This is a genomic window from Lentzea sokolovensis (assembly GCF_033949975.1).
Lineage (GTDB): Bacteria > Actinomycetota > Actinomycetes > Mycobacteriales > Pseudonocardiaceae > Lentzea > Lentzea sokolovensis.
In genome coordinates, this window is sequence record NZ_JAXAVU010000017.1 from 319682 (window position 1) to 342216 (window position 22535).

Genomic DNA, 22535 nt, shown 5'->3' on the forward strand with positions numbered 1-22535 from the left:
CAGCGCTCAGCGGGGCTCAGCGCGTGCCGAAGTCCTGCGTCCAGTAGTGGCCGTACGTGGTGTTCTGCCGGTACTGGTGGCCGACACCGATGTCACGCAGGGCGCAGTTCAGGATGTTGGCGCGGTGCCCGGAGCTGGTCATCCACCCGCGCACGACGCCGGCGGCGGTCGCGTACCCGGCGGCGACGTTCTCGGCGGCCCTGGTCCAGCGGGTGTAGCCCGCGCGTTCGATCCGGACGACCACGGTGCTGCCGTCCGAGCCCGTGTGGCTCATGAAGTTCTTCGCGGCCATGTCGGCCGAGTGACGCTGTGCGGCGGTGCTCAGCGCGGTGTTCTGCCGCAGGGCGGGGCATCCGGCCTTGGCGCGTTCGGCGTTCGTGAGGGCGATGACGTCCTCTTGCACGGTGGCCGCCGTGGCCTGTGGGGTGAGTGTCGCCGCCAGCGCCAGGGTCGCGGCGGCGAGCAGGGAGATGCGCGGCGCGATCATCAGACGATCTCCCACGTCACGTTGATGATGCCGACCGAGGTGTTGGCCAGGCTGGCGAAGGCGGGCTGGCTGAGGTCGATCTTGGTGCTCGCGCAGCTCGGGCACTTGTCCTTGATCGGCACCGTGATCGTCTTGCCGTTGTGCGTGACCCGGATCGACTTGCGGCACAACGGGTCGTTGTTCGGGTTGGGCGTCGTCCACAGCGCGGCGGGGCCGCGACCAGCAGCTCGGTCGCCGCGTTGATCTTGGTGCCGCAGGCGCCGTAGCCGGCGTCGTTGTAGTAACTGGCCGTGCCGGAGACGGCGGAGGCGGTGCCGGAGAACACGAACGACAGAACCGCGGCGGCGCCGAGCACCTTGACGGTGGACCTCATGGTTTTCCTTTCGCGGTGGGGACCGTTTCAGGCCACGGAGTGGAACGTGACCTTGAAGCCGCTGCAGTTCGCGCACTGGAACACGGTCTGGTTGCCGGGTTCGGTGTCCTGCCTGGACCAGGCGTAGGCCTTGGGGCAGCGGGATTTGATGGTGTTGCTGTAGTCGGTCGGCGCGTCGCGGTCGGGGTTGACGCAGTTGATGCGCTGACCGTTGACGCCGTACTTGACGTACGCGGGGTTGCAGCGGGGCAACAGGTTCTCGGTGCACCCGGCGGTGCTGCACGACGTGGACCCCGGCGGTACGACCGCGTTCACGGCGGCGATGGACACCGGCACGGAGAACGCGTTGACGTAGCTGACGTTGTACCAGGGGGCGAGCGTGTCCCGGGAGTCGAAGTTGAACTCGGCGAGGCTGGCCGGCTGTTCCCCGGTGACGCAGCGGGCGGCCTGGACACCGCAATCGCCCACCGCGCAACGGAAGTTCGTGCCGGAGGTGCCGGTGCACCCCTGCCGGGCGAAGAACGTGCCGCGCCAGTGGCCGGGTGCGGAGGTCTCGGGGATCGTGATGGTCGCGGACTGGCCGTTGAGCAGCGTGGGCAGGTTCGTCAGCGCCTTGGAACCGTCCGCGTTGACGGTGCTGCCGACCCAGATCGTCTGGCCGGTGTTGTTGACCAGGGTGACCGTGTGGTCGATCGCCGCGTTCGCGGTCGGCACAGCGGCGAACGTGAGCGCGAACAGGGCCACGAGCAATCGTGTGAGCATCTGCGGGCTCCCTCCTCGGGGCTCCACGATCACCCGGAGGAGCCCGCGGGGGCATCGCGGTCGGTCCGCAAGGTTCTCTGGTGCGGCCCTGCCCACCCGGTCGCACGCAACTCTCGCCGGCCCGACAGCCCGAGCTTGCGATAGACCCTGGTCAGGTGCAGTTCGACGGTCCGCGTCGCCATCGCGAGCCGGGCCGCGATCGCCCGGTTGGGCATGCCCGCGAGCACGAACCGGGCGATCTCCGTCTCGACTGGCGTCAGCGCCGGCTCGCCGCCGCACGCCGTGGCGGTCATGGCCTCTTCCGCACGCCACACGATGGCGGTGTCGCCGACGTCCAGGGCCGTGGCACGCGCTTGTGCGTAGATCTCGTACGCCGCAGTCTGCCTGCCATGTGCGGTGAGCCGGGCGCCGTAGTCGCACAGCACTTCCGCGAGTTCCATCCTCGCGTGCGCCAGTTCCAGCAGGCGAACCGCCCGTTCGTACGCCACGAGGTCCTCACCGCCGGGAGAACCCTCCGCGACCGCCGCCAGGCTCCAGCCGAGTGCTCTCGGCTCGCCCCACCGAGCCGCGGCGGTGTGTTCCTCCGTCGCCAGGCGCAGAGCCTCATCGGTGTCACCGCACACCAGGGCGGCGCGGGAGGCCCAGGAACGCCACGGCAGCACAGCGGGGTTGAGGACACCGGCCTCGGTGCACACCCGTCCGCACGCGAGATGGCCCGCCAGGGCGTCCCGCGGACGGCCCGTCGCCATCGCCACCACCGCGGCGGCCGCGAGCAGCAGCGCACGGTCGGGGTGACAGGCCTCGATCTTCGCGGCGACGCCGTGGTCGAGCAGCACGGCCTCGGCTGCGCGCGGTTCCCCTCGGGCGACCAGCAACTCCACCGACCAGAGCAGCACCACCGGACGGATCTCGTCCTCGGCACCGTTGTCCCGCAACACGTCCAGCAGAGACGAACACCGCGCGAGATCGCCGGTGCGGCGAGCCACTCCGGCTCGGGCGAGCAACATGTGCTCCGCCATCACCTGGTCGCCGGGATTCTCGTCGAGCAAGGCGAGGCTGTGCGCGTCGGCGGCCACGAGTTCGCCCGCGCAGACCAGCGTCCCCACCGCGCGCGACATGCACGGCGCGCGCTCCCGGCAGCCGGGCGTCGCCAACGCCCGTTCAGCCGCCTGGACGGCTTCGGTCCAGTTCTCCCCCGCAGCGAGCAGACCGGCCGAGACGGCCGCCGGGCACTCGGGGTCCGGACCAGGCGCCCACCTCACGCCGTGGGGACCAACGCCCGGCGCAGACCCGGCCGCCCCGCCACCCCCATCTTGCGGTACACGGCGGTGAGGTGGATCTCGACGGTGCGCACCGTCAGGTTCAGCTCGGCGGCGATCTCCCGGTTCGACCTCCCCGACCTGGCCATCAGGGCGATCCTGCGTTCCTGTCCGCTCAGGGCGGACTCGCCGTCGTTGCGCAACAGTCGCGACGCCAACGCGTCCGCCTCACGAGTCCACCGTGGACAGCAAGCCTCCCGCAACCGCCGGACGTGCTCGCGGGCCCGTTCGATCTCACCGCGCGCGAGCAGGAGCTGTGCCAGGTCGTGACGCACGCGCAACGCCTCGCCCGCGGCCGGTGCCAGACAGGTGAGCGCTTCCTCGAGCAGAACGTCGTCACCGCCGCGCGCCAGGGCGCAGGCGTGCAGGGCGAGTCCGATTCCCCTTGGCGCGCCCCATCTTCTGGCAGCGACCAGGTCCTTGTCCGCGCAGATCCGCGCGAGCACGAGGTCTCCGAGATCGGCGGCGGCCAGAGCGGCGGACGACCTCCAGGGCAGCACCGCCGGGTTGACGACACCCCACTCCGCGAGCAGCCGTCCGCAGTTGAGGAACTCGTCCAGTGCCAGGGCGCTCTGCCCCTGCGCCAGCAGGAGCCGGCCGCGGGCGAAGCACAGCTCGGCGCTGTCCGGGTGCTCGGTCTCCAGCACGGCGTGCGCCCGGCCGAACTCGCCGGTCTCCGTGAGCGCCAGGGCCAGCCAGGCGACCGCGACGCCCCGTGGCCGGACGCCCTCCAGCAGCCGCACCGCGGCGCGCGGATCGCCGCGCAGCAGCATGATCCGTCCGCCGAGGAGATCGTGGCCGGCGGCCGCAGCCCAGTGCCGGTGCGCCAGGCCGACCTCGCCGACGTGGACGAGGACCGTCACCGCCTGCCAGAACGCGCCCGCGTCCAGCACCTCGCCCGCCGCCAGCACGCGCTGGGCGATTCCGGACGCTTCGGCACGGCCGGTGCCGCGATTGACCGCCTGCACCGCCCGGAACAGGGCCGGATCGGATCGCCCGCGCGTTTCCGGGAACCCCGGCAGGTAGGCGAGAGCGGCAGGCTCCAGCCCCGGCACCGCGTCGCGCGCGAACTCGTCCGCCTCATTCCACCGCCCACTGCGCACCAATTCGAAACGGGTGCGGCAAACCTCCTCGAGCAAACCGTTGTTCGTCATCCGACGACGTCCTTTCCGAGAAATGCGTCTCATCTCATCTGGACGATCAACTGGTCTGGACCTTACCGCCAAATACGTCTCCATTGAACAGAAGTGTTCAGGCCTTCCCAGCACTCCGAACGCGAACTCTCGCCTGATAATACGTATTACAGTCTTGTTTCATCGCATCGGCGGCTCTACGGTCCGGATCACCCCTGAGTCCTCGAAGCGAAGGAGCGCCCCATGCCACCGAGCCGCCGTCAACTGTTGCTGGGCACGGCGGGAGCGGCCTTGCTGACGGGAGTCGCGCCTGCCGTCGCGGCGCCGGCGGGCTTCCCGAACTACCGGTACACCAGGCTCGCCCTCGTCAAGAACAAGCTTCGCTACAACCCGACCAACGAATTGATCTTTCCCACCATTCGCGGCACAAAAGATCGGATCTCCGGCGCACTCGCGGCCTACTACCTCTACTACGCGCCCCACGACGCACCAGGTGGAATCTGCCTGGCTTACGCGAACTCACTGGAGGAGGAGTTCACCGAGTACGCCGGCAACCCGATCATTTCGCGGAGCTGGCCAGGCGAGTACAGCGTGTCCCACGTGTCCTCGCCACACGCCATGTGGAACGACGACGTCAAGCGCATGTACCTGTACTTCCACGGCGAGAACACCGTGACCCGGCTCGCCAGCTCCGCCGACGGCATCCACTTCTCCTACGAGAAGGAGGTCCTGTCCACGCGACTGCAGCCCGCGGGCACCACCGAGACCTCCTACGCGAGGGTGTTCCGGCACGACCTGCCGTCGCGCAACGCCCGGTACGTGATGGTGTTCATGATCAACAACAGCACGAACCGGCGGGACATCGGCTGGGGCTGGTCGCCCAACGCACGCGACTGGACGTTCGCCCAGACCCCGCTCGTCCGGCACCAGGACGTGGGCGCGGTCAACGTCGGCGGGCCACACCTGTTGTTCCGCAACAACAGCGTCTACGTCGTGTACAACACCGACATCGGCAGCGGCGGCAACATCCTCATCACCGAAGTGGGCGCAGACTTCAGCAAGCGCAACCACCTGGGCGTCTTCCACGACTCCTTGTCCGGATCACCGGACAACGGCAGGGCGGCAGCACCCTCGTTCGGCACCTACCAGGGCCGGGAGTACATGATCTACGAGGCCGGGGACCGGCTGACGGGCAACATCGCCATCGCGCGAGCGATCTGACCTACCCGCGCGCGGACGAGCGAAGTCCGGCCAGGGCGTCCAGCAACGCCGGTGCCACCTCAGGGCGGCACACCAGCAGATCCTCGGTGCGCGGATCGGACGAGCGGTAGTCCAGCGGCGTGCCGTCGAGACGAGAAGCGTGGGCACCGGCCGCAAGGGCGACGGCGACCGGCGCCGCGCTGTCCCACTGGTACTGGCCACCCGCGTGCACGTAGGCGTCGACCCGCCCGGTGCACACCGCCACCGCCTTGACCCCGGCCGAACCCATGGGCACCGGCTGGACGTCCAGCACGCCGGCCAGTTCGTCCACCAGCGGCGGCCGGTGACTGCGGCTCACCGCCACTCGAAGCCGCCGGTCCGCCGGGGCGGGCAACGGCACCGGAGAGGCCGTGCTGTGCGTGTCTCCCGATGAAAGGGCCACGGCACCAGCGGTCAGCTCACCTCTCTCAGCCAGCGCCACGTGGACGGCCCAGTCGTCGCGGCGGTCGCAGTACTCGCGGGTGCCGTCCAGCGGGTCGATGATCCACAACCGGCCGGAGCGGGCGCCGGGCGGGACGGGGTCGCCTTCCTCGGACAGCACGGCGTCGTCTGGACGGTGCCGCTCCAGCAGTCCGACGAGCAGATCGTGAGCCTGACGGTCGCCTTCGCGACCCAGCTCTGGTCCGGCAACACCGTCAGAACGCAGGCGTGCCAACAGGTTCCGGGCGGTGGAAGCGAGAGAGGAGGCCAGCGCGTGATCGTCCATTGTGGTCAGTCCTGAACGCTGAGAACGACGCGGTCGCCGTGGACCTCGAACCGCGCGTGCGAGAGGTCGGGCACGACGACGTCCGCGTCGAGATCCGCACCAACGCCGAGGGTCGTGCAGCCGGCGGCGCGGCCCGACGCGAGACCGGAGGCGGTGTCCTCGACGGCGAGGCAACGGCGTGGGTCGGTGCCCAGTTGGTCCGCGGCGGACAGATACGGCTCGGGCGCGGGTTTGCCCTGCCTCACGTCGTCGGCGGTGACCAGCACGTCGGTCGTGGGGAGGCCGGCGGCGGCGGTGCGGGCCTCGGTGACGTCACGCGTGCACGAGGTCACGATGGCCTTCAACGGGCCCGCGGCGGCCGTCGCGTCGAGGGCGCCGGGCAGCACGACGACGCCGTCGAGGTCGTGGGTGGCGATGTGGGAGTAGTGCTCCAGGGCCTGCGAGTGGCGCTCAGGCGGGAGCAGGGCGGCGACGATGTCCTTGGCGGGCTTGCCTTCCGTACCGGCGAGGCGCGCGGGATCGACGCCTTCCTCCTCCGCCCAGCGCCGCCAGGCCCTGCGGACGGCGGCCGTCGAGTCGATCAGGGTGCCGTCGAGGTCGAACAGCACCGCGTCGAATTCCAGTCGCATGGTCATCCTTTCGAAGCTCCAGAGGTGACGGGTTCGCGCTGCGCGACGTAGCGGACCAGCACGATCACGAAGCCGAGCGCGACGATGCCGAGCACGCCGCCGAGCACGGCGACACCGGGCAGACCGGCCTGGGCGAGTGCGATGCCGCCGAAGCCGGCGCCCGCGACGATGCCGATGTTGAAGGCCGACACCGCGAACGACACGGCGAGTTCGCCGCCCTCGCCCGCCGCCTGGAAGAGCGCGGCCTGCACGGCGGGGACGAACGACCAGGCGGCGAGCTGCCAGACGACCACCAGCGCGATGGTCTGCACCGCGCTCACCGACAGCGGCAGGACCGCGAGCAACGCCACCGCGGTGACAGCCGAAGTGATCAGCAACGTCTTGCGGGAGTCGGTGTCCGCTCCCCTGCCACCGATCACGTTGCCCACCACGGCGCAGACGCCGGCGATGATCAGCACGACGATCACCATCGTGTTGTTCATGCCGGTGCGCTGCTCCAGCAACGGCACGAGGTAGGTGTAGACGGTGAACGAGGCACCCCAGAACAGCGTGATCGCGGCGAGTCCGACGAGCACGGGCGCGGTGCGGACCGCACGCAACCGTTCGCGCAGCGGCGGGCCCTCGTCAGCGCCGGTGGGCGGCAGCACCACGGCGATGAAACCCAGTGACAGCAACGCGAGCGCGCCGATCACGAACATCGGCACCCGCCAGCCCATGTGGTGGCCGAGCAGGGTGCTGATCGGCACGCCCAGCGCCGTGGCGGTGTTGACGCCCGCCTGGATCGTCGCGATGGACGAGGCGCGGCGTTCCTCTCCGCCCAGACGGGCGGCGGCGCCGATCGCGGTGGCCAGGTAGAGACCCATCATCGCGCCGGACAGGATGCGCGAGCCCAGCAGCACCGGGTAGTTCGGGGCGAGGCCCGCGGTGGCGTGACCGAGCGCGAACACGGTCAGGCAGCCGAAGAGGACCTTGCGGCGGTCCATCTTGTGGCAGGCGGCGGCCAGCACGGGCGCGCTGATGGCGAACGCCACGGCGTTCAGCGTCACCAGCTGGCCTGCCGCCGCCTCCGACACACCGAGGTCACGCGCGATCTGGGGTAACAGGCCGACGACGGCGAATTCAGTGCACGCGACCGCGAACGCGCCGCTGAACAAGGCCCAAATCCAAATCCTCTTCACTGCCCCCTCCAGGCGTGCGCATCGGGAACGCAATTGCACGAAGGGTTGACGACTCGTTCGACGGCTATGCGGATTTCGCCGAGAAAATCGAAACTGCCTCGGGGGGCGACGATCGTATTCACGTGATTGGAGTAACGCGGTGACTGTCCGATTACCACCTGTATGAGCGGTTCCGAACGGCGACGAAGTGGGTAGGCCCAGTATTCCGGGCGTCTGGGGGGACCTGACGCGCCGCGGACTCATCAAGGGGAGGATCGCCTGTGCTCGAGGACGTGGAGCCGCACGCCACGCCGCGATTATCGGGACACGCAGAACTCGTCGACGCCGCGCTCGCCGCTCTGGCGCGCGGTGAGGGCAGCGTCCTGATCGCCGAGCAGCACGGGGTGCTGGGCCGCAGAGCGCTGGTCAGCCGAGTCAGGGCGAAGGCGGCGCAGGCCGGGGTGCGGGTCGTGCACGGCCGCGCGACCCACGTGGACCGGGTCGCTCCGCTGTCGACGCTGCGGGCGGCGCTGAGCACCGGGACGCCCGGCTCGCACCACGACTTCGACGTCAGCCACCTCACGGCGTTGCGCGAGATCCGCACCCGGCTGATGGACCTTTCCGCCGGTCAGGGCCTGCTGGTGTGCCTGGACGACTTCCACCACGCCGACGAGGTCACCGCGCTGGCGTTGCGCATGCTCGTGCCGGAGCTCGCGGGTACGCCCGTGCTGTGGCTGTTGTCGGTGCGCCGTTCGCAGGCCTCCGCCGCCGTGCTCGGCGTGGTCGACGTGCTGCTGGAGGCCGGTGCCCGCAGGCTGCCGTCGAGGTGGCCGACCGGCGAGGACGTGCGGCGGCTGTGCGCACGCGTGCTCGGCGCGGAGCCCGACCAGGCGGTCGTGGCGATCGCGAGCGATCTCGACAGCGACACGGAACGGGTCGTGCGCGCGTTGCAGGACGCTGGGCACGTGCGGGTGGCGGACGGGAAGGCCGTCCTCGCGTCGGCCGGTCAGCCGTTGCCGCACTGGCTCGTGACCGAGGTCCGTTCGGCGCTGGGCGACCTCAGCGGGCCGACCGCGGAGGTGCTGGACGCGGGAGCGGTGCTGGGCAGGCGGTTCACCGTGCACGAGGCGGCCGCGCTGCTGCGCCGGCCGGTGGCCGAACTGCTCTGGGCGGCCGCGCTGCTGGTGGAGACCGGTGTGCTGGCCGCCGTCACGAGCGGGCTGACGTTCCGCAGCGAACTGGTCCGGCGCGTCGTCTACGCGGGGCTCACCGAGCCCGTGCGGGTGGCGCTGCACCGGGAGGCCGCCGACGTGGTCGCGCGCGAGGGACGACCGGCCGACGAGGTCGTGCACCACCTCGAACGCGGTGGCCACCACGGATCCGGGGCGGTGGTGGACACGCTGCGCAAGGCCGTGCGCGACCGGACGGGGTCGGCCGGCCTCGCGGTGCGGCTCCTGGACCTGATCCGCGACGACACCGGGGACCTCACCGTGGACGCGGTGCGGCTGCTCGGGGCGGAGGGCCGGACCGAACAGGCGTGGGACCTCGCGGTGCGGGCGCTGAACCGGACCACGGACGCCGGTACCGAGACGCGGCTGGTGTGCGCGCTCGCCGAACTGGCCGACGCCCGCGACCCAGGCCACGACCACCTGGTCGTCGAGTACGCGCGCAGGGCGTCGGCCCGGCCGGACCTCGCCGAGCGGGACCGCGCCGACCTGGCCGCCGTGCAGGCCTATCGGCTGGCGGCCGCCGGGCACACCGAGGCCGCGGCGAACGCGGCGGCGCTGGCCGGGTCGGCCGGTGGCGAGGCGGTCGTGCTCGGATCGGCCGCGCGGGCGCAGATCGCGTTGCGCCGCGGTGAGCTCGGTCGTGCCCTGGAACTGGCCAGGGCCGCCGTGCACGAGGCCGACCGGGCGGGGCCGCCGCAGCGCGGGCTCACCTCGCGGTTGTGGCTGTGCGCGCCGCTCGTGGCGCTGGACCGGTTCGACGAGGTGCACTCGACGCTGGACCTGGTCGCGAGGGAGACCGCGCAACTGGGCGCGTCGTGGCCGGTGTCGCGCTGGCAGTACCACCAGGCCCGCGCCCACCTGGCGGCCGGCCGGTTGCGCTCCGCGGCCGCCGGCGCCGAACTGGCCGTCCTCACCGCGCGGGAGTCGCCGTCCTCGCCGATGCTCGGGCGGGCGTTGCTCCTGCTCACGGAGATCCGCACGGCGCTCGGCGACGTGGACGCGGCCGAGGCGAACCTGAGGGAGGCCGAACAACTCGGTGGCGCCGGAGCGGCCAGGCTCACCTGGCGGCGGGTGCTCCTGCTGTGCGAGTCCGACCGACACGACGAGGCGGCCGAGGCGGCCGAGGTGCTCCTGACCAGCGCCGATCTGATCGCCATCACCGCCTCCGCGCCGACGCCGGTCGCACCGGTGCTGGTGCGCCTCGCCCGGCATCGGGCCGACGAACGACGGGTCGATCAGATCGTGCGAGTCGCACGGGAGCTGAGCGAACGCAATCCCGGTGTTCTGTGGGTCGCCGCGGCCGCCGCGCACGCCACGGGTCTGCGCGACCGCGACGTGGGCGCGGTGATCAGGGCCGCCGAGCTCCACCGGCACAGCGGCCGTGCGGCTGCCGCGGCCGCCGCGCTCACCGACGCCGGTCAGCTCGCGTTCGAGCACGGCGAGGGCCGGCAAAGCCGTGACCTGCTGGAACAGGCCCAGCACAGGTGGACCGCGGTCGGCGCCGGGCAGCGCCTCACCCCGGTCCCGGACGCGCCGGACCGCGATCCCGACGACCCGATCCCGTCGCCGTCGCTGGAGCTGTGGGCGAGCCTCACCGAGACCGAGGTGCGCGTGGCGCGGCTGGTCGCGCGCGGGCTCACCAACAAGGCCATCGCCTCACGCCTGACCCTCTCCCCCAACACCATCGGTACGCACGTGCGCAACGCGTTCACGAAACTCCAGGTCACCAACCGCGTCGAACTGGCGCTTCAGGTGATCGCGCACGAACGAAAGCGCACCTGAATTCGGCCGGTGCCTCACTCATTCGTGTGAGGCAGTTGCGGCTATTACCAGATCGCATGGACCAGGTTCATGGATTTACGCGAGCTTCGCTGTCGCTCCAGCCGGAGAACCTCTTTGTGAGGGGTGAATTTCAGCTCCCATCGGACGAATTCCGAACGGAGTGGCATGGAGATCAGCATCCAGAAGTACGGCGGCAGCTCGCTGGCCGACGACGCGCAGGTCGCCGCCGTGGCGCAGCGCGTTGCCGAGGCCCATCGCGCAGGTAACGCCGTGGTCGTCGTGGCGTCCGCACGGGGCGGCACGACCGACGAGCTGGTCCGCTCGGCCACGGCGGTCAGCGACGTGCCGGACCCGCGGGAGACCGACAAGCTCCTCGCGACCGGTGAGCTGGCCTCCGCCGCGTTGCTCGCCATCGCGCTGCGCGACCTGGGCGTGCCCGCCGTGTCGTTGTCCGGGCCGGAAGCCGGGCTGCGCGCGGTGGGACCGCCCGGCGCCGGCGTGATCGCCTCGATCGACACCGGCACCGTCCGGCTGTGGCTCGACCGCGGCCACGTCGTGGTCGTCGCGGGTTTTCAGGCCCTCGACGACGACGGCGCCGTCGTCACGCTCGGCCGCGGCGGATCCGACACCTCGGCGGTCGCACTGGCCGTCGCGCACGGCGCGGCGGTGTGCGAGATCTACACCGACGTGCGCGGCATCGCCCGCGCCGATCCCAGGGTCGTACCCGGTGCCGGTCTGCTGCCCGTGCTGCCCGCCGCCGTGATGGCGGAGATGGCGTTCTCCGGTGCACGGGTGCTGCACCCGCGTTCGGTCGAGCTGGCCGCCGCGCACGGCGTCGACATCGTCGTGCGCGACGCGTCCGGTCTCGGCGACGGAAGCACGATCTTCGGAAGGAGAGCGGCGATGCTCGACTCGGACGTCCTCGAAGGACGCGCCGGCGTGGTCGCGGTGACGCACGACGAGAAGGTGACGCAGGTCCTGGTGGAAGCCGGGTGCGGCCTGGTCGAAGGCAGCGCGCGCGTGTTGGAGGCGTTGGCGCGCTTGGAGATCGCGGTCGACTCGGTGCAGTGGTGGTCGCCTCCCGGCGCGCCGCTGCGGATGCGGTTCTGCCTCACCGACGAGGCCGCGGACGAGGCGGTGGCCGCCGTGCGGGACGAGCTCGGTTGCACGGTCTCGCTGCGCCGCGAGTTCGGCCGCGTCTGCGCCGTCGGCACCGGTCTGCTGAGCAGGCCAGGCCTCACCGCGCTCGGCCTCACCGCGTTGTCCACGGCCGGGATCGCCGCCGAATGCGTGGCGTGCAGTCAGGCACGGACGACGTTCCTCGTTGCCAGAGAACGGCTCCACGACGCCGTGCGCGCGCTCTACGAATGCTTCGGACTTGACCGACACGACCTCGAAGGGAGCAGGTCCCGGTGAACCAGCCGCAATCCTTCGGCGCGAGGTTGCGCCTCGACCGCATCGACCGCAACGGAGACGGCCGGTTGATGATCGTTCCGCTCGACCACTCGGTCGCCGACGGACCGGTGACCCCCGACGACTCGCTGGACGACCTGGTCGGTGAGCTCGCCGCGGCCAAGGTCGACGCCGTGGTGCTGCACAAGGGAACCGTCCGGCACCTCGACCCCAAGCGGTTCGTCAACACCTCGCTGATCGTGCACCTGAGCGCCAGCACCGCGCACGCCCCCGACCCGGACGCGAAGTACCTCGTCACGAGCGTCGAGGCGGCACTGCGGCTCGGCGCCGACGCGGTCAGCGTGCACGTGAACATGGGCTCGCAGCAGGAGGCCGAGCAGATCGCCGACCTCTCGCGCACCGCGGAGGAGACCGAACGCTGGGGCATTCCCTTGCTGGCCATGATGTACGCCCGCGGCCCGCAGATCGACAACGCCGCCGATCCCGAACTCGTCACGCACTCCGCGACGCTCGCCGCCGACCTCGGCGCCGACCTGGTGAAGGTCAGCTACCCCGGCTCGGCCGCCGCCATGGCCGACGTCGTCCGCGCGTGCCCCATCCCCGTCGTCGTGGCGGGCGGACCGCCGGTGGACGACAAGCGGGACCTGCTGCGGCGCGTCGCCTCCACGGTGCGCGCGGGTGCGGCGGGAGTGGCCATGGGCCGCAACATCTTCCAGCACCCGACGCCGGGCCGGCTGGCCCGCGAGATCGGTGACGTCGTGCACGGCCGCATGGCGATCGCCGCCTGAGCTCCCAGGAGGCAGCGATGACCAGTTCCCCGTTGAAACAGACCCGGCAGCTGCTGGCGGACCCGGCGATGACCGAGAGCACGCCCGGTTCCGAGTTCGCGCAGGCCGCCACGCTCGGCAACCCGTCCGACGACGTGACCGTCACGTACCGCGCCTATCTGCCCACGGCGTTCCCGCTGTTCGCCGAACGCCCGAGGTTCACGGTGCGGCAGCTGATGAAGATGGCCACGATCCGCGACGACGACGCCCCGTACGTGCGTGAGCCACAGCCTTCGCAGCAGCGTGACCAACGCTCCGGCGTCACGTTCGCCACGACACCGGAGTCGGCGTTCCAGCCGTTGCTCGACGAGGCCCGGCTGACCGACATCGGCGTGTCCGTGTCGGTGCCACCCGGACTGCTGGAGCACCCGCGGCTGCTGGCCGCGTTCATCGACTACCGCTTGCTGGTCCGGTTCGGCACCACCGAGAACGAGGTGTTGCTGCACGGCAGCGCCGACGGCGCGGTGCCCGGTCTCCTGACACTGCCGGAGGCCCGCCGGCTGAGTGCCGAGGGAGCCCCGGCCGACCTGCTCACCAAGGCCGCTGCGCTGGTCGAGGAGACCGGCGGTTCGTGCGACGGGATCGTGGCGCACAACGCCGTGTACTGGCAGGCCGTCGAGTCCGGTCTGCTGGGCCGGCTCGCCGAGGCGGGCGTGCGGATCGCGCGCACCAGGATGATCCCCGAGCACCAGGTGCTGCTCGGCGACTTCCGCGCCGCCACCACGTTCCTCGACCCCGGCGTGGGCCACCTGCGGTTGCGCCGCGGTGCCGCGGAGGACGGCGGAGACCTGCTGGAGGCGGGCAGCCGGATGGGCCTGGCCGTGCACCTGCCGCAGCACTTCGTCCTGCTGGAAGGAGCGGCCTGATGCGGGTCCTCTACCTCACCGGCATGATGCGCTGCGGCAGCACGATGATCGGCAACGTCCTCGGGGAGATCCCGGGCGCTCTGCACGTCGGCGAACTGCACTACCTGTGGCGCAACGGGGTGCTCGACCAGGGCACCAACTCCAGCTGCGGCTGCGGCTCCCCGTTGGCCGAATGTCCACTGTGGTCTTCCGCGCTGGACGACGGCCGGCTCGCGAAGGCCGTGGAAGCGGTGCAGGCCACCAGGTTGCGCGCCCGCCACACCCCGCGGCGCCTGGCCGAGTCGATCGGCCCCGTGAGCGCGCCACCCGACGTGCGCTGGGTGACCGGCGTGACGGCCGACGTGTACCGCGCGACCGGTGCCGAGGTCGTGGTCGACGGGTCCAAGTACCCGGCCGAGGCGGCGGCTCTGCTCGGCCGCGACGACCTGGACGTCCGCGTCCTGCACGTCGTGCGCGACGCCCGCGCGACCACGCACTCGTACCGCAAGGACAAGAGCTACGTCGAACGCATGAGCGCGGCGCGCAGCACCGGGTACTGGACGGCGGTCAACGCGGCGTCCGACCTGCTCGCGCTGGCCGGCCGCGACCGGTACCTGCGGGTGCGGCACGAGGACTTCTCCGCGCGTCCGGCGGAGGTCGTGGACCAGATCATGGCGTTCGTGGGCATTTCCGGCCCGAACCCGGTGGCCGCGGACGGAACCGTCGAGCTCGGGGTCAACCACACGGTCACCGGCAACCCGGACCGGTTCCACCGCGGCCGGGTGCTGATCAGGGACAACGCGCGGTGGCGGACCGAACTGGACTGGAAGCCGAAAGCGCTGACGACGGCGGCCTCCGCGCCGCAGCTGCTGCGCTACGGCTACCCAGTGCTCACCGGGAAGGAGACCTGATGGATCTCGGACTCGACGGCAAGGTGGCCGTGGTCGCCTGCGCCAGCAGCGGACTCGGTCTCGGCGTGGCCCAGGCACTCGCCTCCGAGGGAGCGGACGTGTCGATCTGCGGCCGCGACCCCGACCGCCTCGCCGAAGCCCGCGGCAAGCTCGAAGCGACCGGCCGCAGGGTGCACAGCCAGATCGCCGACGTCAGCATCGACGGCGCCGTGCGGCGCTGGGTCGACGGCGCGGTGGCGGAGTTCGGCGGGATCGACGTCGTGGTCAGCCACACCGGCGGTGTCGTGCAGGGCCCCGTGGCCGACTTCGGCCCGGAGGACTACCGCAGGGCCGTCGACACCGCTCTCATCCCGCACGTCGCCCTGATCTCCGCGGCGACCCCGCACCTGCGTCCCGGCGGCCGCGTTCTGCTCATCACGTCGGAGGCCGTCCGCCAGCCCATGCCGCACAACGTGTTGTCCGGGGTCGCGCGCCAGGGCGTGCTGTCGTACGCGCGGAACCTGGTGCACGCCTTCGGGGACAGCGGCACGACGGTCAACGTCCTCGCGCCCGGTTACCACGACACACCGGCGTTGCGCGGCCCGTCCGGAGAGGACACCTCCGCCGCCGCTGCCGAGGTGCCGCTGGGCAGGGTCGGCGACCCGGACGACTTCGGCGCACTGGCCGCGTTCCTCGCCTCCCGGCAGGCGGCCTTCGTCACGGGCGCGCTGCTGCTGGTCGACGGCGGCAACACGCGCGCGCCGGTGTGACCCACGAACCCCACGAGGAGAAGACGATGACAGAGACATATGTCGCCCGAGGGTGGTGGCGCGAAGAGGAAACGCTCGTCGACGACCTTCGACGGGCGGCGCGGGATCACCCGGACCGGCGCGCGACAGTCGTGTGGCACACCGACGGCCGCGACACCGAGACGCTGACCTACGCCGAGCTCGAACGCCGCGTCGAACGGATCGCGGCAGGGCTCGCCGGGCTCGGCGTCGAGCACGGGGACGTCGTGACGCTCCAGCTCCCGAACTCGTGGCAGTTGCTCGCGACCACGCTGGCGTGCGCGCGGATCGGCGCTGTCGCCGGCCCGGTGCTGCCGATCATGCGCAAGCGCGAACTGACGTTCATGACCAGCCTCACCAAGAGTCCCGTCTACATCGGACCGGTCGAGCATCGCGGCTTCTCGCACGCGGATCTGAGCGAGGAGGTCGCCCGCGAGGTGGCGTCGATCAGGCATCGAATCCTGGTCGGCGTCACCGAGACCGGTACAGCGCTGGACTTCGACACGGCGTTGCTCGGCGAGCCCGGCACGGACGGCGCGTTCTTCGGCGACATCGAGGGACGCGAGGCGAAGCCGGACGACCTGGCGTACGTCATGTTCACCTCGGGCACGACCGGTGAGCCCAAGGGCGTGATGCACAGCCACAACACGTTGCACGCCACCAACCGCATGCAGATCGACGCGCTGCACCTGGGCGACGGCGAAGTCACCGCGATGGGCTCTCCCACCACCCACAACGCCGGGTGGACGTGGAACTTCACCATGCCGTTGCTGCTCGGCGCGACGTGCGTGCACATCGACAACTGGGACGCGGACGTGATGCTGCGGATCCTGGAGGAGGAGCGGGTCAGCTTCTTCATGGGCGCACCACCGTTCCTGGTGGATCTGATCGACCGTCAGCGCACGGAAAAGCGCGACCTGTCCGCTCTCAAGACCTTCGCCACGGGCAGCGCGCCGATCCCGCCCGTGCTGGTCGAGCAGGCCCGTGACGTGCTGGGCTGCCGCCTGTACGCGTTGTGGGGCATGACGGAGAACGGCGCGCCGACCATCACCCGGCCGGAAGACCCGGAGATGCGCGCCGCCGAGAGCGACGGCTCCCCGGTGCCCGGCATGGAGATCCGCGTCGTCGACGAGGACGGCGCGCTGGTTGAAGACGGCGCCACCGGACGGCTTCAGGTGCGCGGCGCCACGCAGTGCCTCGGTTACTTCGGCCGGCCCGAGGTCTACCAGGACAACCTCGCCGAGGACGGCTGGTTCGACACCGGCGACCTCGCCCGCGCGGACGGCCACGGCGGCATCCGCATCGCCGGGCGGGACAAGGACGTGATCTCCCGCGGCGGCGAGAAGGTGCCCGTCGTGGAGGTCGAGGCGGCGTTGCTGCGACACCCGGCGATCAAGGACGTCGCCGTCGTCGCCTACCCGGACGACCGGCTCGGGGAACGGGCCTGCGCGGTGATCGTTCCGCAGGGCGAACCACCGGAGCTGCCGGCGTTGCGCGAACACCTCGACGGGCTCGGCATGGCCAAGCAGTACTGGCCGGAACGCGTCGAGCACGTGGGCGAACTGCCGACGACGCCCAGCGGCAAGGTCCAGAAGTTCCGGCTGCGCGAGCAGCTGGTGAGCTGAGGAGGCGGACGTGGACTTCTCGTTCACCGACGAGCAACGGGCGCTGTCGGACAAGGTGAAGGCGTTCGCGGACGACACGGTCGCCCGGCACGCGGCGCTCGACGACCGGGAACGCACGTTCTGGTCCGGGTTCTTCGCCGAACTGGGCCGCGCGGGACTGACCGGTCTGATGATCGCGGAGGAGCACGGCGGCAGCGGCCTGGGCGCGGTCGAGGCCGGCATCGCCGTGGAGCAGCTGGCCAGGGCCGAGGCGACGGCCTGTTATCCGGTGGTCAACGCGGCGCTCATCGGCGGCATCATCGGCCGCAGCGGCACCCCGCGCCAGCAGGCCGAGTGGCTGCCGGCGGTCGCGGCGGGCGACGCCGTGGTGGCGTTGGTGCTCACCGAACCCGAGCACGGCACGGACGCCGCCGCCATCGAACTGAGCGCGCACAGGGACGACGACGGCTGGGTGCTCACCGGCACCAAGACGTCGATCATGCTCGGGATGCACGCGACGCACGGCCTGGTGTTCGCCCGCACCAGCGACGACGGCGCACGCGGCGTGACCGCCTTCTACCTGCCGCTCAACCGAGACGGCATCGCGCGGGAACGGCTCGACGACCTCGGTGTGCGTGCCGGAGGCCGGGCGACGCTGCGGTTCGCCGGGGTGCGCGCGTCCGACGACGAGATCGTCGGCGGTGTCGGCGAAGGGTTCGGCGGCGTGATGCGCGGCTTCGACCACTCCCGCGCGTTGATCTCGGTGCTCGCCGTCGCCAACGCACAGGCTGCCATCGACGACGCGCTGGAGTACGCCCGCGAACGGACGTCGTTCGGTCAGGTCATCGGCAAGCACCAGGGCGTGGCGTTCCCGTTGGTGGAGCACGCGACCCGGCTGCACGCGGCCCGGTTGCTGGCGTTCGAGGCGTTGTGGCGCGCGGATGCCGGACTCGACCACCGCGTCGAGGCGAACATGGCGAAGTGGTGGGCCTGCCGCGCCGGTGTCGAGGCCGCGCACCAGGCGTTGCTGACCCTCGGCCACCGCGGCTGGCACGACGACCACCCGGCCAGCCGCCGCGTGCGGGACGCCATCGGGCAGGAGATCGCCGACGGCACCGAGAACGCCACAAAGCTCGTGGTGGCAAGGAAACTGCTCGGCCGCGAATACGCGCCCTGAGCACTCGACCGCAAAAGGAGGATTTCGTGACCACCACGTTGTGGTTGACCGGACTGCCCAGCTCCGGCAAGTCGACACTCGGCAGGGAGCTGGTCGAACGGCTGCGTCCCGGACGCCGGGTGCAGCACCTGGACGGCGACGTCGTCCGCAGGGACTTCTTTCCCGAACTCGGCTTCAGCAAGGAGGATCGGACCGAGAACATCCTGCGCATCGGCCGGCTCGCCGCGATGCTGGCGGCCCAGGACGTGCTCGCCGTCGTCTCGGTGATCGCGCCGTTCCGCGAGGTGCGCGACCAGGTCCGCGCGGAGCACGAGGAGGCGGGCCTCACGTTCGTCGAGGTGTACGTGGACGCTCCGGTGGAGATCTGCGCCGAGCGTGACGTGAAGGGCTTGTACGCCAAGGCCGAACGCGGCCAGGTGCAGGCGATGACCGGGGTCAGCGACGTCTACGAGGCACCGGCCAGCCCCGAGGTGCTCGTCGACACCGCCACCCTGAGCGTCGAGCAGGGCGCGGAGATGATCGAACGGGCCCTGGTGCGCTGTGAGAGCGAACGACGTGAGCAGGACATCCGGGAGGTGGTGCTGCGATGAGCGCTCCAGCCAAGGAAAGGGCCGTCACCGGCATCGAGCAGCTGGAGGCCGAGGCGATCCACGTCCTGCGCGAGGTCGCGGGCGAGTTCGACCGGCCCGCGCTGTTGTTCTCCGGCGGCAAGGACTCCACCGTGCTGGTGCACCTCGCGGTGCGCGCTTTCGCCCCGGTGGCACCGCCGTTCACGCTCGTGCACGTCGACACCGGGCACAACTTCCCGGAGGTGCTGCAGTTCCGCGACGACATCGTGGAGCGGTTCGGGCTGCGGTTGCACGTCGCGCAGGTGCAGGACTGGATCGACCGCGGTGACGTGCAGGAGCGCGAGGACGGGATGCGCAACCCGCTGCAGACCGTGCCGTTGCTGGACACCATCACCGAGCAGAAGTACGACGCGGTCATCGGCGGCGGCCGCCGGGACGAGGAACGGTCGCGCGCCAAGGAACGCATCTTCAGCGTCCGCGACAGCTTCGGCCGCTGGGACCCGCGCCGGCAGCGCGTCGAGCTGTGGAACCTCTACAACGGCAGGCATTCCCCCGGCGAGCACGTGCGGGCGTTCCCGATCTCGAACTGGACCGAACTCGACGTGTGGCGTTACGTCGAGAAGCACGACATCGAGCTGCCGTCGCTGTACTTCGCGCACTCCCGCGAGGTGCACCTGCGGGACGGCATGTGGCTGACCGGCGGGCCGTGGGGCGGACCGGCCGAGCACGAGGAGACCGTCGAGAAGACCGTGCGCTACCGCACCGTCGGCGACGGCTCGTGCACCGGCGCGGTCGAGTCGGACGCGGCCACCGTCAGCGACATCATCGAGGAGATCAAGGCCAGCCGGCTCACCGAGCGCGGCGCGAGCAGGGCGGACGACCGCATGTCCGAGGCAGCCATGGAGGACCGCAAGCGGGAGGGGTACTTCTGATGACGTCGGATCTGTTGCGACTGGTGACGGCGGGCAGCGTGGACGACGGGAAGTCCACTTTGGTCGGACGGCTGCTCTACGACACCAAGTCCGTGCTCAGCGACCAGATCGACGCGGTGCTGCGCAGCAGCGAGGAACGCGGGCTCGACAATCCGGACCTCTCGCTGCTGGTGGACGGCCTGCGCGCCGAACGGGAGCAGGGCATCACCATCGACGTGGCCTACCGCTACTTCGCGACGGCCAAGCGCACGTTCGTCCTCGCCGACACCCCCGGTCACGTGCACTACCTGCGCAACACCGTGACCGGCGCGTCGACCGCGGACCACGCCGTGCTGCTGACCGACGCGCGCAAGGGCGTGCTGCCGCAGACCCGCCGGCATCTGGCCGTGATGGCGATGCTCGGCGTCCCCGGCATCACGCTCGCGGTCAACAAGCTCGACCTGGTGGACTTCTCGCAGGAGACCTACGAGTCGATCCGCACCGAGTTCGTCGCGCACGCGGAGTCGCTGGGATTCCGCGCCTCGCAGATCACCACCGTGCCGTTGTCAGCGCTGGCCGGCGACAACGTGGTGACCCGCTCGGACCGGACTCCCTGGTACGACGGGCCGACGTTGCTGGAGCACCTGGAGACCGTGCGGCCAGACGAACGCGGCTGCGACGTCGGCCTGCGCGTGCCGGTGCAGTACGTGCTGCGCGACACCGACTACCGCGCGTACGCCGGTCAGATCGCGGCGGGCGAGGTGCGTCCGGGCGACGAGGTGGTGGTGCTGCCGGCCGGGACCAGGTCGACCGTCACCGCGGTCGGCACTCCCGACGGCCCGGTCGACGAGGCGACCGTCGGCCAGCCGGTGGCGCTGACGCTCGCCGACGACCTGCCGATCAGCCGCGGCGACCTGATCGCGGCCGCGGACCGCGTCCCGGAGCTCGTCCAGGAAGTGACCGCGACCGTGTGCTGGCTGGCGGAGGAACCACTGCGTCCGGGCGCGCGGGTGCTGCTCAAGCACGGCACGCGCACCACGAAGTGCCGCGTGCCCACCCTGTCCGCGCGGTTCGACGAACAGGAGCTGGTGCTCGAACGCGAGCCGGAACGCCTGGAGCTCAACGACATCGGCCAGGTGCGCCTGGAGGTCGCGGACGCGCTGCCGTTCGACGCCTACACCGACTGCGTGGCAACGGGCGCGTTCCTGCTCATCGACCCCAACGGCGGTGACACGCTCGCGGCCGGCCAGGTGGGCGACACGTTGTCCGCGGTGACCGGTGATGCCTGACCGCGTTGTCGTCGTCGGCGCGGGCGCGAGCGGAACGCTGGCGGCGATCCACCTGTTGCGCGCCAACGCTTCGCTGGAGCTGGTGCTGGTCGACCGCAGCGGGGAGTTCGGACCGGGGCGGGCCTATCGCACCGGAGATCCGGGGCACCTGCTCAACACCGCCGCGGGGAAGATGAGCGCGCTCGACGACGATCCCGGGCACTTCGCGCGGTGGAGCGGGGCCTCTGCGGAGGAGTTCCTGCCGCGTGGGGAGTACGGGCGGTATCTGGCGGAGACGTTGCGGGCGGAGGAGGAGAGGGCCGCAGCGCGGCAGGTCACCGATGCCGCCACGGGATCCGGCGCCGCTGCCAGCGGCACCGCCACACGGCACGCCTCAGGCACCGCCACCACACCCACCCGCCCCAGCAACGGCACCCTTGTCCGGCACATCGCCGACACCGCCACCAGAATCACCTCCTCCCCCGCCGGTGTGACCGTCGAACTCGCCCGAACCGGCCCCGTCCACGCGGACTTCGCAGTCCTGGCCCCTGGCGTGGGCAGCGGCAACCCGCTCGCCGGTCTTCTGCCGGAGGACTCACCCCGGTACGTGGCCGATCCCTGGGCGGGCCCGCTCCCCCACACCGGCGGCGCACCCGTCCTGGTGCTCGGCACCGGACTGTCCATGATGGACGTCTCGGTCGCGGTGGCACGCGACTCCGTGGTGCACGCGGTGTCACGCCACGGCCTGCTCCCCCAGCCACATCACCGCCGCCCAGGACCGGCACCGTCCCTGCCAGATCCACCGCGCCGCGGTTCGCTCAGCGAGCTGATGCGGTTCGTGCGGCGCAGCATCTCGGCCGACCCGGACCGCTGGCGTGACGTCGTCGACCAGCTGCGGCCGCACACGCACCAGCTGTGGCGGCAGCTCGACGTGCCCGAACGGCGCCGCTTCCTCGACCGCGTCGGCCACTACTGGAACGTGCACCGCCACCGGGCCGCGCCCACCACCCACCGCCGGGTGCGCAGGCTGATGGACGAAGGCCGGGTGAAGCTGCACCGAGGCCAGGTCACGGCGGTCCGGCCCACCGAAGAAGGGTTCCAGGTCGACCTGACGGGCAGCCGGACGCTCACGGTGGGCTGGCTGGTCAACGCGACCGGGTTCCGCCAGGACGGGCCGTTGGTGCGCGGGCTCGTGGCCGACGGCACGGCTCGCCCGGACCCGATCGGGCTCGGCGTGCGGACCGGTGGCGGCGGCCGCGTGCTGGACGAGGACGGCGTGCCGTGCCGCATCTTCACGCTCGGCGCGCTGCGGCGCGGTGAGTTGTTCGAAAGCACCGCCGTGCCGGAGATCCGCGCCCAGGCGGCCGAGATCGCGGCGACCGTGGCCGCGCACAGGACGAGGTGAG

The 22535-nt window shown here is 71.3% G+C and carries 21 protein-coding genes; 13 read left to right on the forward strand and 8 right to left on the reverse strand.

What is annotated here, in order from left to right; translation table 11 throughout:
• Positions 1-16: 16 nt before the first annotated feature.
• The 5 genes from SK854_RS44455 to SK854_RS44475 all read right to left on the reverse strand — a co-directional run bounded on the left by SK854_RS44455 (position 17) and on the right by SK854_RS44475 (position 4095).
• Positions 17-502 carry a CAP domain-containing protein gene (locus SK854_RS44455; protein WP_319981221.1) on the reverse strand — a complete coding sequence of 162 codons (486 nt, stop codon included), beginning with the start codon at positions 500-502 and terminating at the stop codon, positions 17-19.
• Positions 487-657 (reverse strand): RlpA-like double-psi beta-barrel domain-containing protein, encoded by a 171-nt coding sequence (locus SK854_RS44460; RefSeq protein ID WP_319981222.1) that lies wholly within the window; start codon positions 655-657, stop codon positions 487-489. The genes SK854_RS44455 and SK854_RS44460 overlap by 16 nt, the downstream gene beginning before the upstream one ends.
• A 230-nt stretch (positions 658-887) precedes the next feature.
• On the reverse strand, positions 888-1622 hold the full coding sequence (locus tag SK854_RS44465; protein WP_319981223.1) for a thaumatin family protein: 735 nt from the start codon (positions 1620-1622) through the stop codon (positions 888-890).
• Positions 1623-1651: 29 nt separating this feature from the next.
• A complete protein-coding gene (locus SK854_RS44470) occupies positions 1652-2884 on the reverse strand; it encodes a helix-turn-helix transcriptional regulator (RefSeq protein WP_319981224.1) in 1233 nt (410 codons plus the stop codon).
• A complete protein-coding gene (locus tag SK854_RS44475; RefSeq protein WP_319981225.1) occupies positions 2881-4095 on the reverse strand; it encodes a response regulator transcription factor in 1215 nt (404 codons plus the stop codon). Before SK854_RS44475 ends, SK854_RS44470 begins: the two co-directional genes overlap by 4 nt.
• Before the next feature lie 222 nt (positions 4096-4317).
• On the opposite strand from SK854_RS44475, the gene SK854_RS44480 reads away from it, so the two are divergent.
• A complete protein-coding gene (locus SK854_RS44480) occupies positions 4318-5295 on the forward strand; it encodes a hypothetical protein (protein WP_319981226.1) in 978 nt (325 codons plus the stop codon).
• A 1-nt stretch (position 5296) separates the two neighbouring features.
• Here SK854_RS44480 and SK854_RS44485 read toward each other — a convergent pair whose 3' ends face one another.
• From SK854_RS44485 to SK854_RS44495, 3 genes are read right to left on the reverse strand one after another with little or no spacing between them, the layout of a single operon-like run.
• Positions 5297-6040: an inositol monophosphatase family protein gene (locus SK854_RS44485; RefSeq protein ID WP_319981227.1), complete on the reverse strand. Its 744-nt coding sequence runs from the start codon at positions 6038-6040 to the stop codon at positions 5297-5299.
• A 5-nt stretch (positions 6041-6045) separates the two neighbouring features.
• Entirely contained in the window at positions 6046-6669 is a 624-nt protein-coding gene (locus SK854_RS44490) for an HAD-IA family hydrolase (RefSeq protein WP_319981228.1), read from the reverse strand.
• Between the two features lie 2 nt (positions 6670-6671).
• Entirely contained in the window at positions 6672-7847 is a 1176-nt protein-coding gene (locus tag SK854_RS44495; protein ID WP_319981229.1) for an MFS transporter, read from the reverse strand.
• A 260-nt stretch (positions 7848-8107) separates the two neighbouring features.
• Here SK854_RS44495 and SK854_RS44500 point away from each other — a divergent pair, with 260 nt between their 5' ends.
• The 12 genes from SK854_RS44500 to SK854_RS44555 all read left to right on the forward strand — a co-directional run bounded on the left by SK854_RS44500 (position 8108) and on the right by SK854_RS44555 (position 22534).
• Complete coding sequence (locus SK854_RS44500) at positions 8108-10837, forward strand: helix-turn-helix transcriptional regulator (RefSeq protein ID WP_319981230.1); 2730 nt, start codon at positions 8108-8110, stop codon at positions 10835-10837.
• 165 nt (positions 10838-11002) lie between these two features.
• Positions 11003-12253 (forward strand): aspartate kinase, encoded by a 1251-nt coding sequence (locus tag SK854_RS44505; RefSeq protein ID WP_319981231.1) that lies wholly within the window; start codon positions 11003-11005, stop codon positions 12251-12253.
• A complete protein-coding gene (locus SK854_RS44510) occupies positions 12250-13038 on the forward strand; it encodes a 2-amino-3,7-dideoxy-D-threo-hept-6-ulosonate synthase (RefSeq protein ID WP_319981232.1) in 789 nt (262 codons plus the stop codon). Before SK854_RS44505 ends, SK854_RS44510 begins: the two co-directional genes overlap by 4 nt.
• 17 nt (positions 13039-13055) lie before the next feature.
• A complete protein-coding gene (locus SK854_RS44515; protein WP_319981233.1) occupies positions 13056-13943 on the forward strand; it encodes a family 3 encapsulin nanocompartment shell protein in 888 nt (295 codons plus the stop codon).
• On the forward strand, positions 13943-14833 hold the full coding sequence (locus SK854_RS44520) for a sulfotransferase (RefSeq protein ID WP_319981234.1): 891 nt from the start codon (positions 13943-13945) through the stop codon (positions 14831-14833). Before SK854_RS44515 ends, SK854_RS44520 begins: the two co-directional genes overlap by 1 nt.
• On the forward strand, positions 14833-15582 hold the full coding sequence (locus SK854_RS44525; protein WP_319981235.1) for an SDR family NAD(P)-dependent oxidoreductase: 750 nt from the start codon (positions 14833-14835) through the stop codon (positions 15580-15582). Before SK854_RS44520 ends, SK854_RS44525 begins: the two co-directional genes overlap by 1 nt.
• 26 nt (positions 15583-15608) lie before the next feature.
• Positions 15609-17225: an AMP-binding protein gene (locus SK854_RS44530; RefSeq protein WP_319981236.1), complete on the forward strand. Its 1617-nt coding sequence runs from the start codon at positions 15609-15611 to the stop codon at positions 17223-17225.
• A 10-nt stretch (positions 17226-17235) separates the two neighbouring features.
• Complete coding sequence (locus SK854_RS44535) at positions 17236-18381, forward strand: acyl-CoA dehydrogenase family protein (RefSeq protein WP_319981237.1); 1146 nt, start codon at positions 17236-17238, stop codon at positions 18379-18381.
• Positions 18378-18971, forward strand: coding sequence for an adenylyl-sulfate kinase (cysC, locus tag SK854_RS44540; RefSeq protein ID WP_319981439.1), 594 nt, complete (start codon positions 18378-18380; stop codon positions 18969-18971). The genes SK854_RS44535 and cysC overlap by 4 nt, the downstream gene beginning before the upstream one ends.
• On the forward strand, positions 18968-19882 hold the full coding sequence (cysD, locus tag SK854_RS44545) for a sulfate adenylyltransferase subunit CysD (protein ID WP_319981238.1): 915 nt from the start codon (positions 18968-18970) through the stop codon (positions 19880-19882). Before cysC ends, cysD begins: the two co-directional genes overlap by 4 nt.
• The gene (locus tag SK854_RS44550) at positions 19882-21150 is read left to right on the forward strand and encodes a sulfate adenylyltransferase subunit 1 (RefSeq protein WP_319981239.1); all 1269 of its coding nucleotides are present in this window, start codon (positions 19882-19884) and stop codon (positions 21148-21150) included. Before cysD ends, SK854_RS44550 begins: the two co-directional genes overlap by 1 nt.
• The gene (locus tag SK854_RS44555) at positions 21143-22534 is read left to right on the forward strand and encodes an FAD/NAD(P)-binding protein (protein WP_319981240.1); all 1392 of its coding nucleotides are present in this window, start codon (positions 21143-21145) and stop codon (positions 22532-22534) included. The genes SK854_RS44550 and SK854_RS44555 overlap by 8 nt, the downstream gene beginning before the upstream one ends.
• Position 22535: the final 1 nt, after the last annotated feature.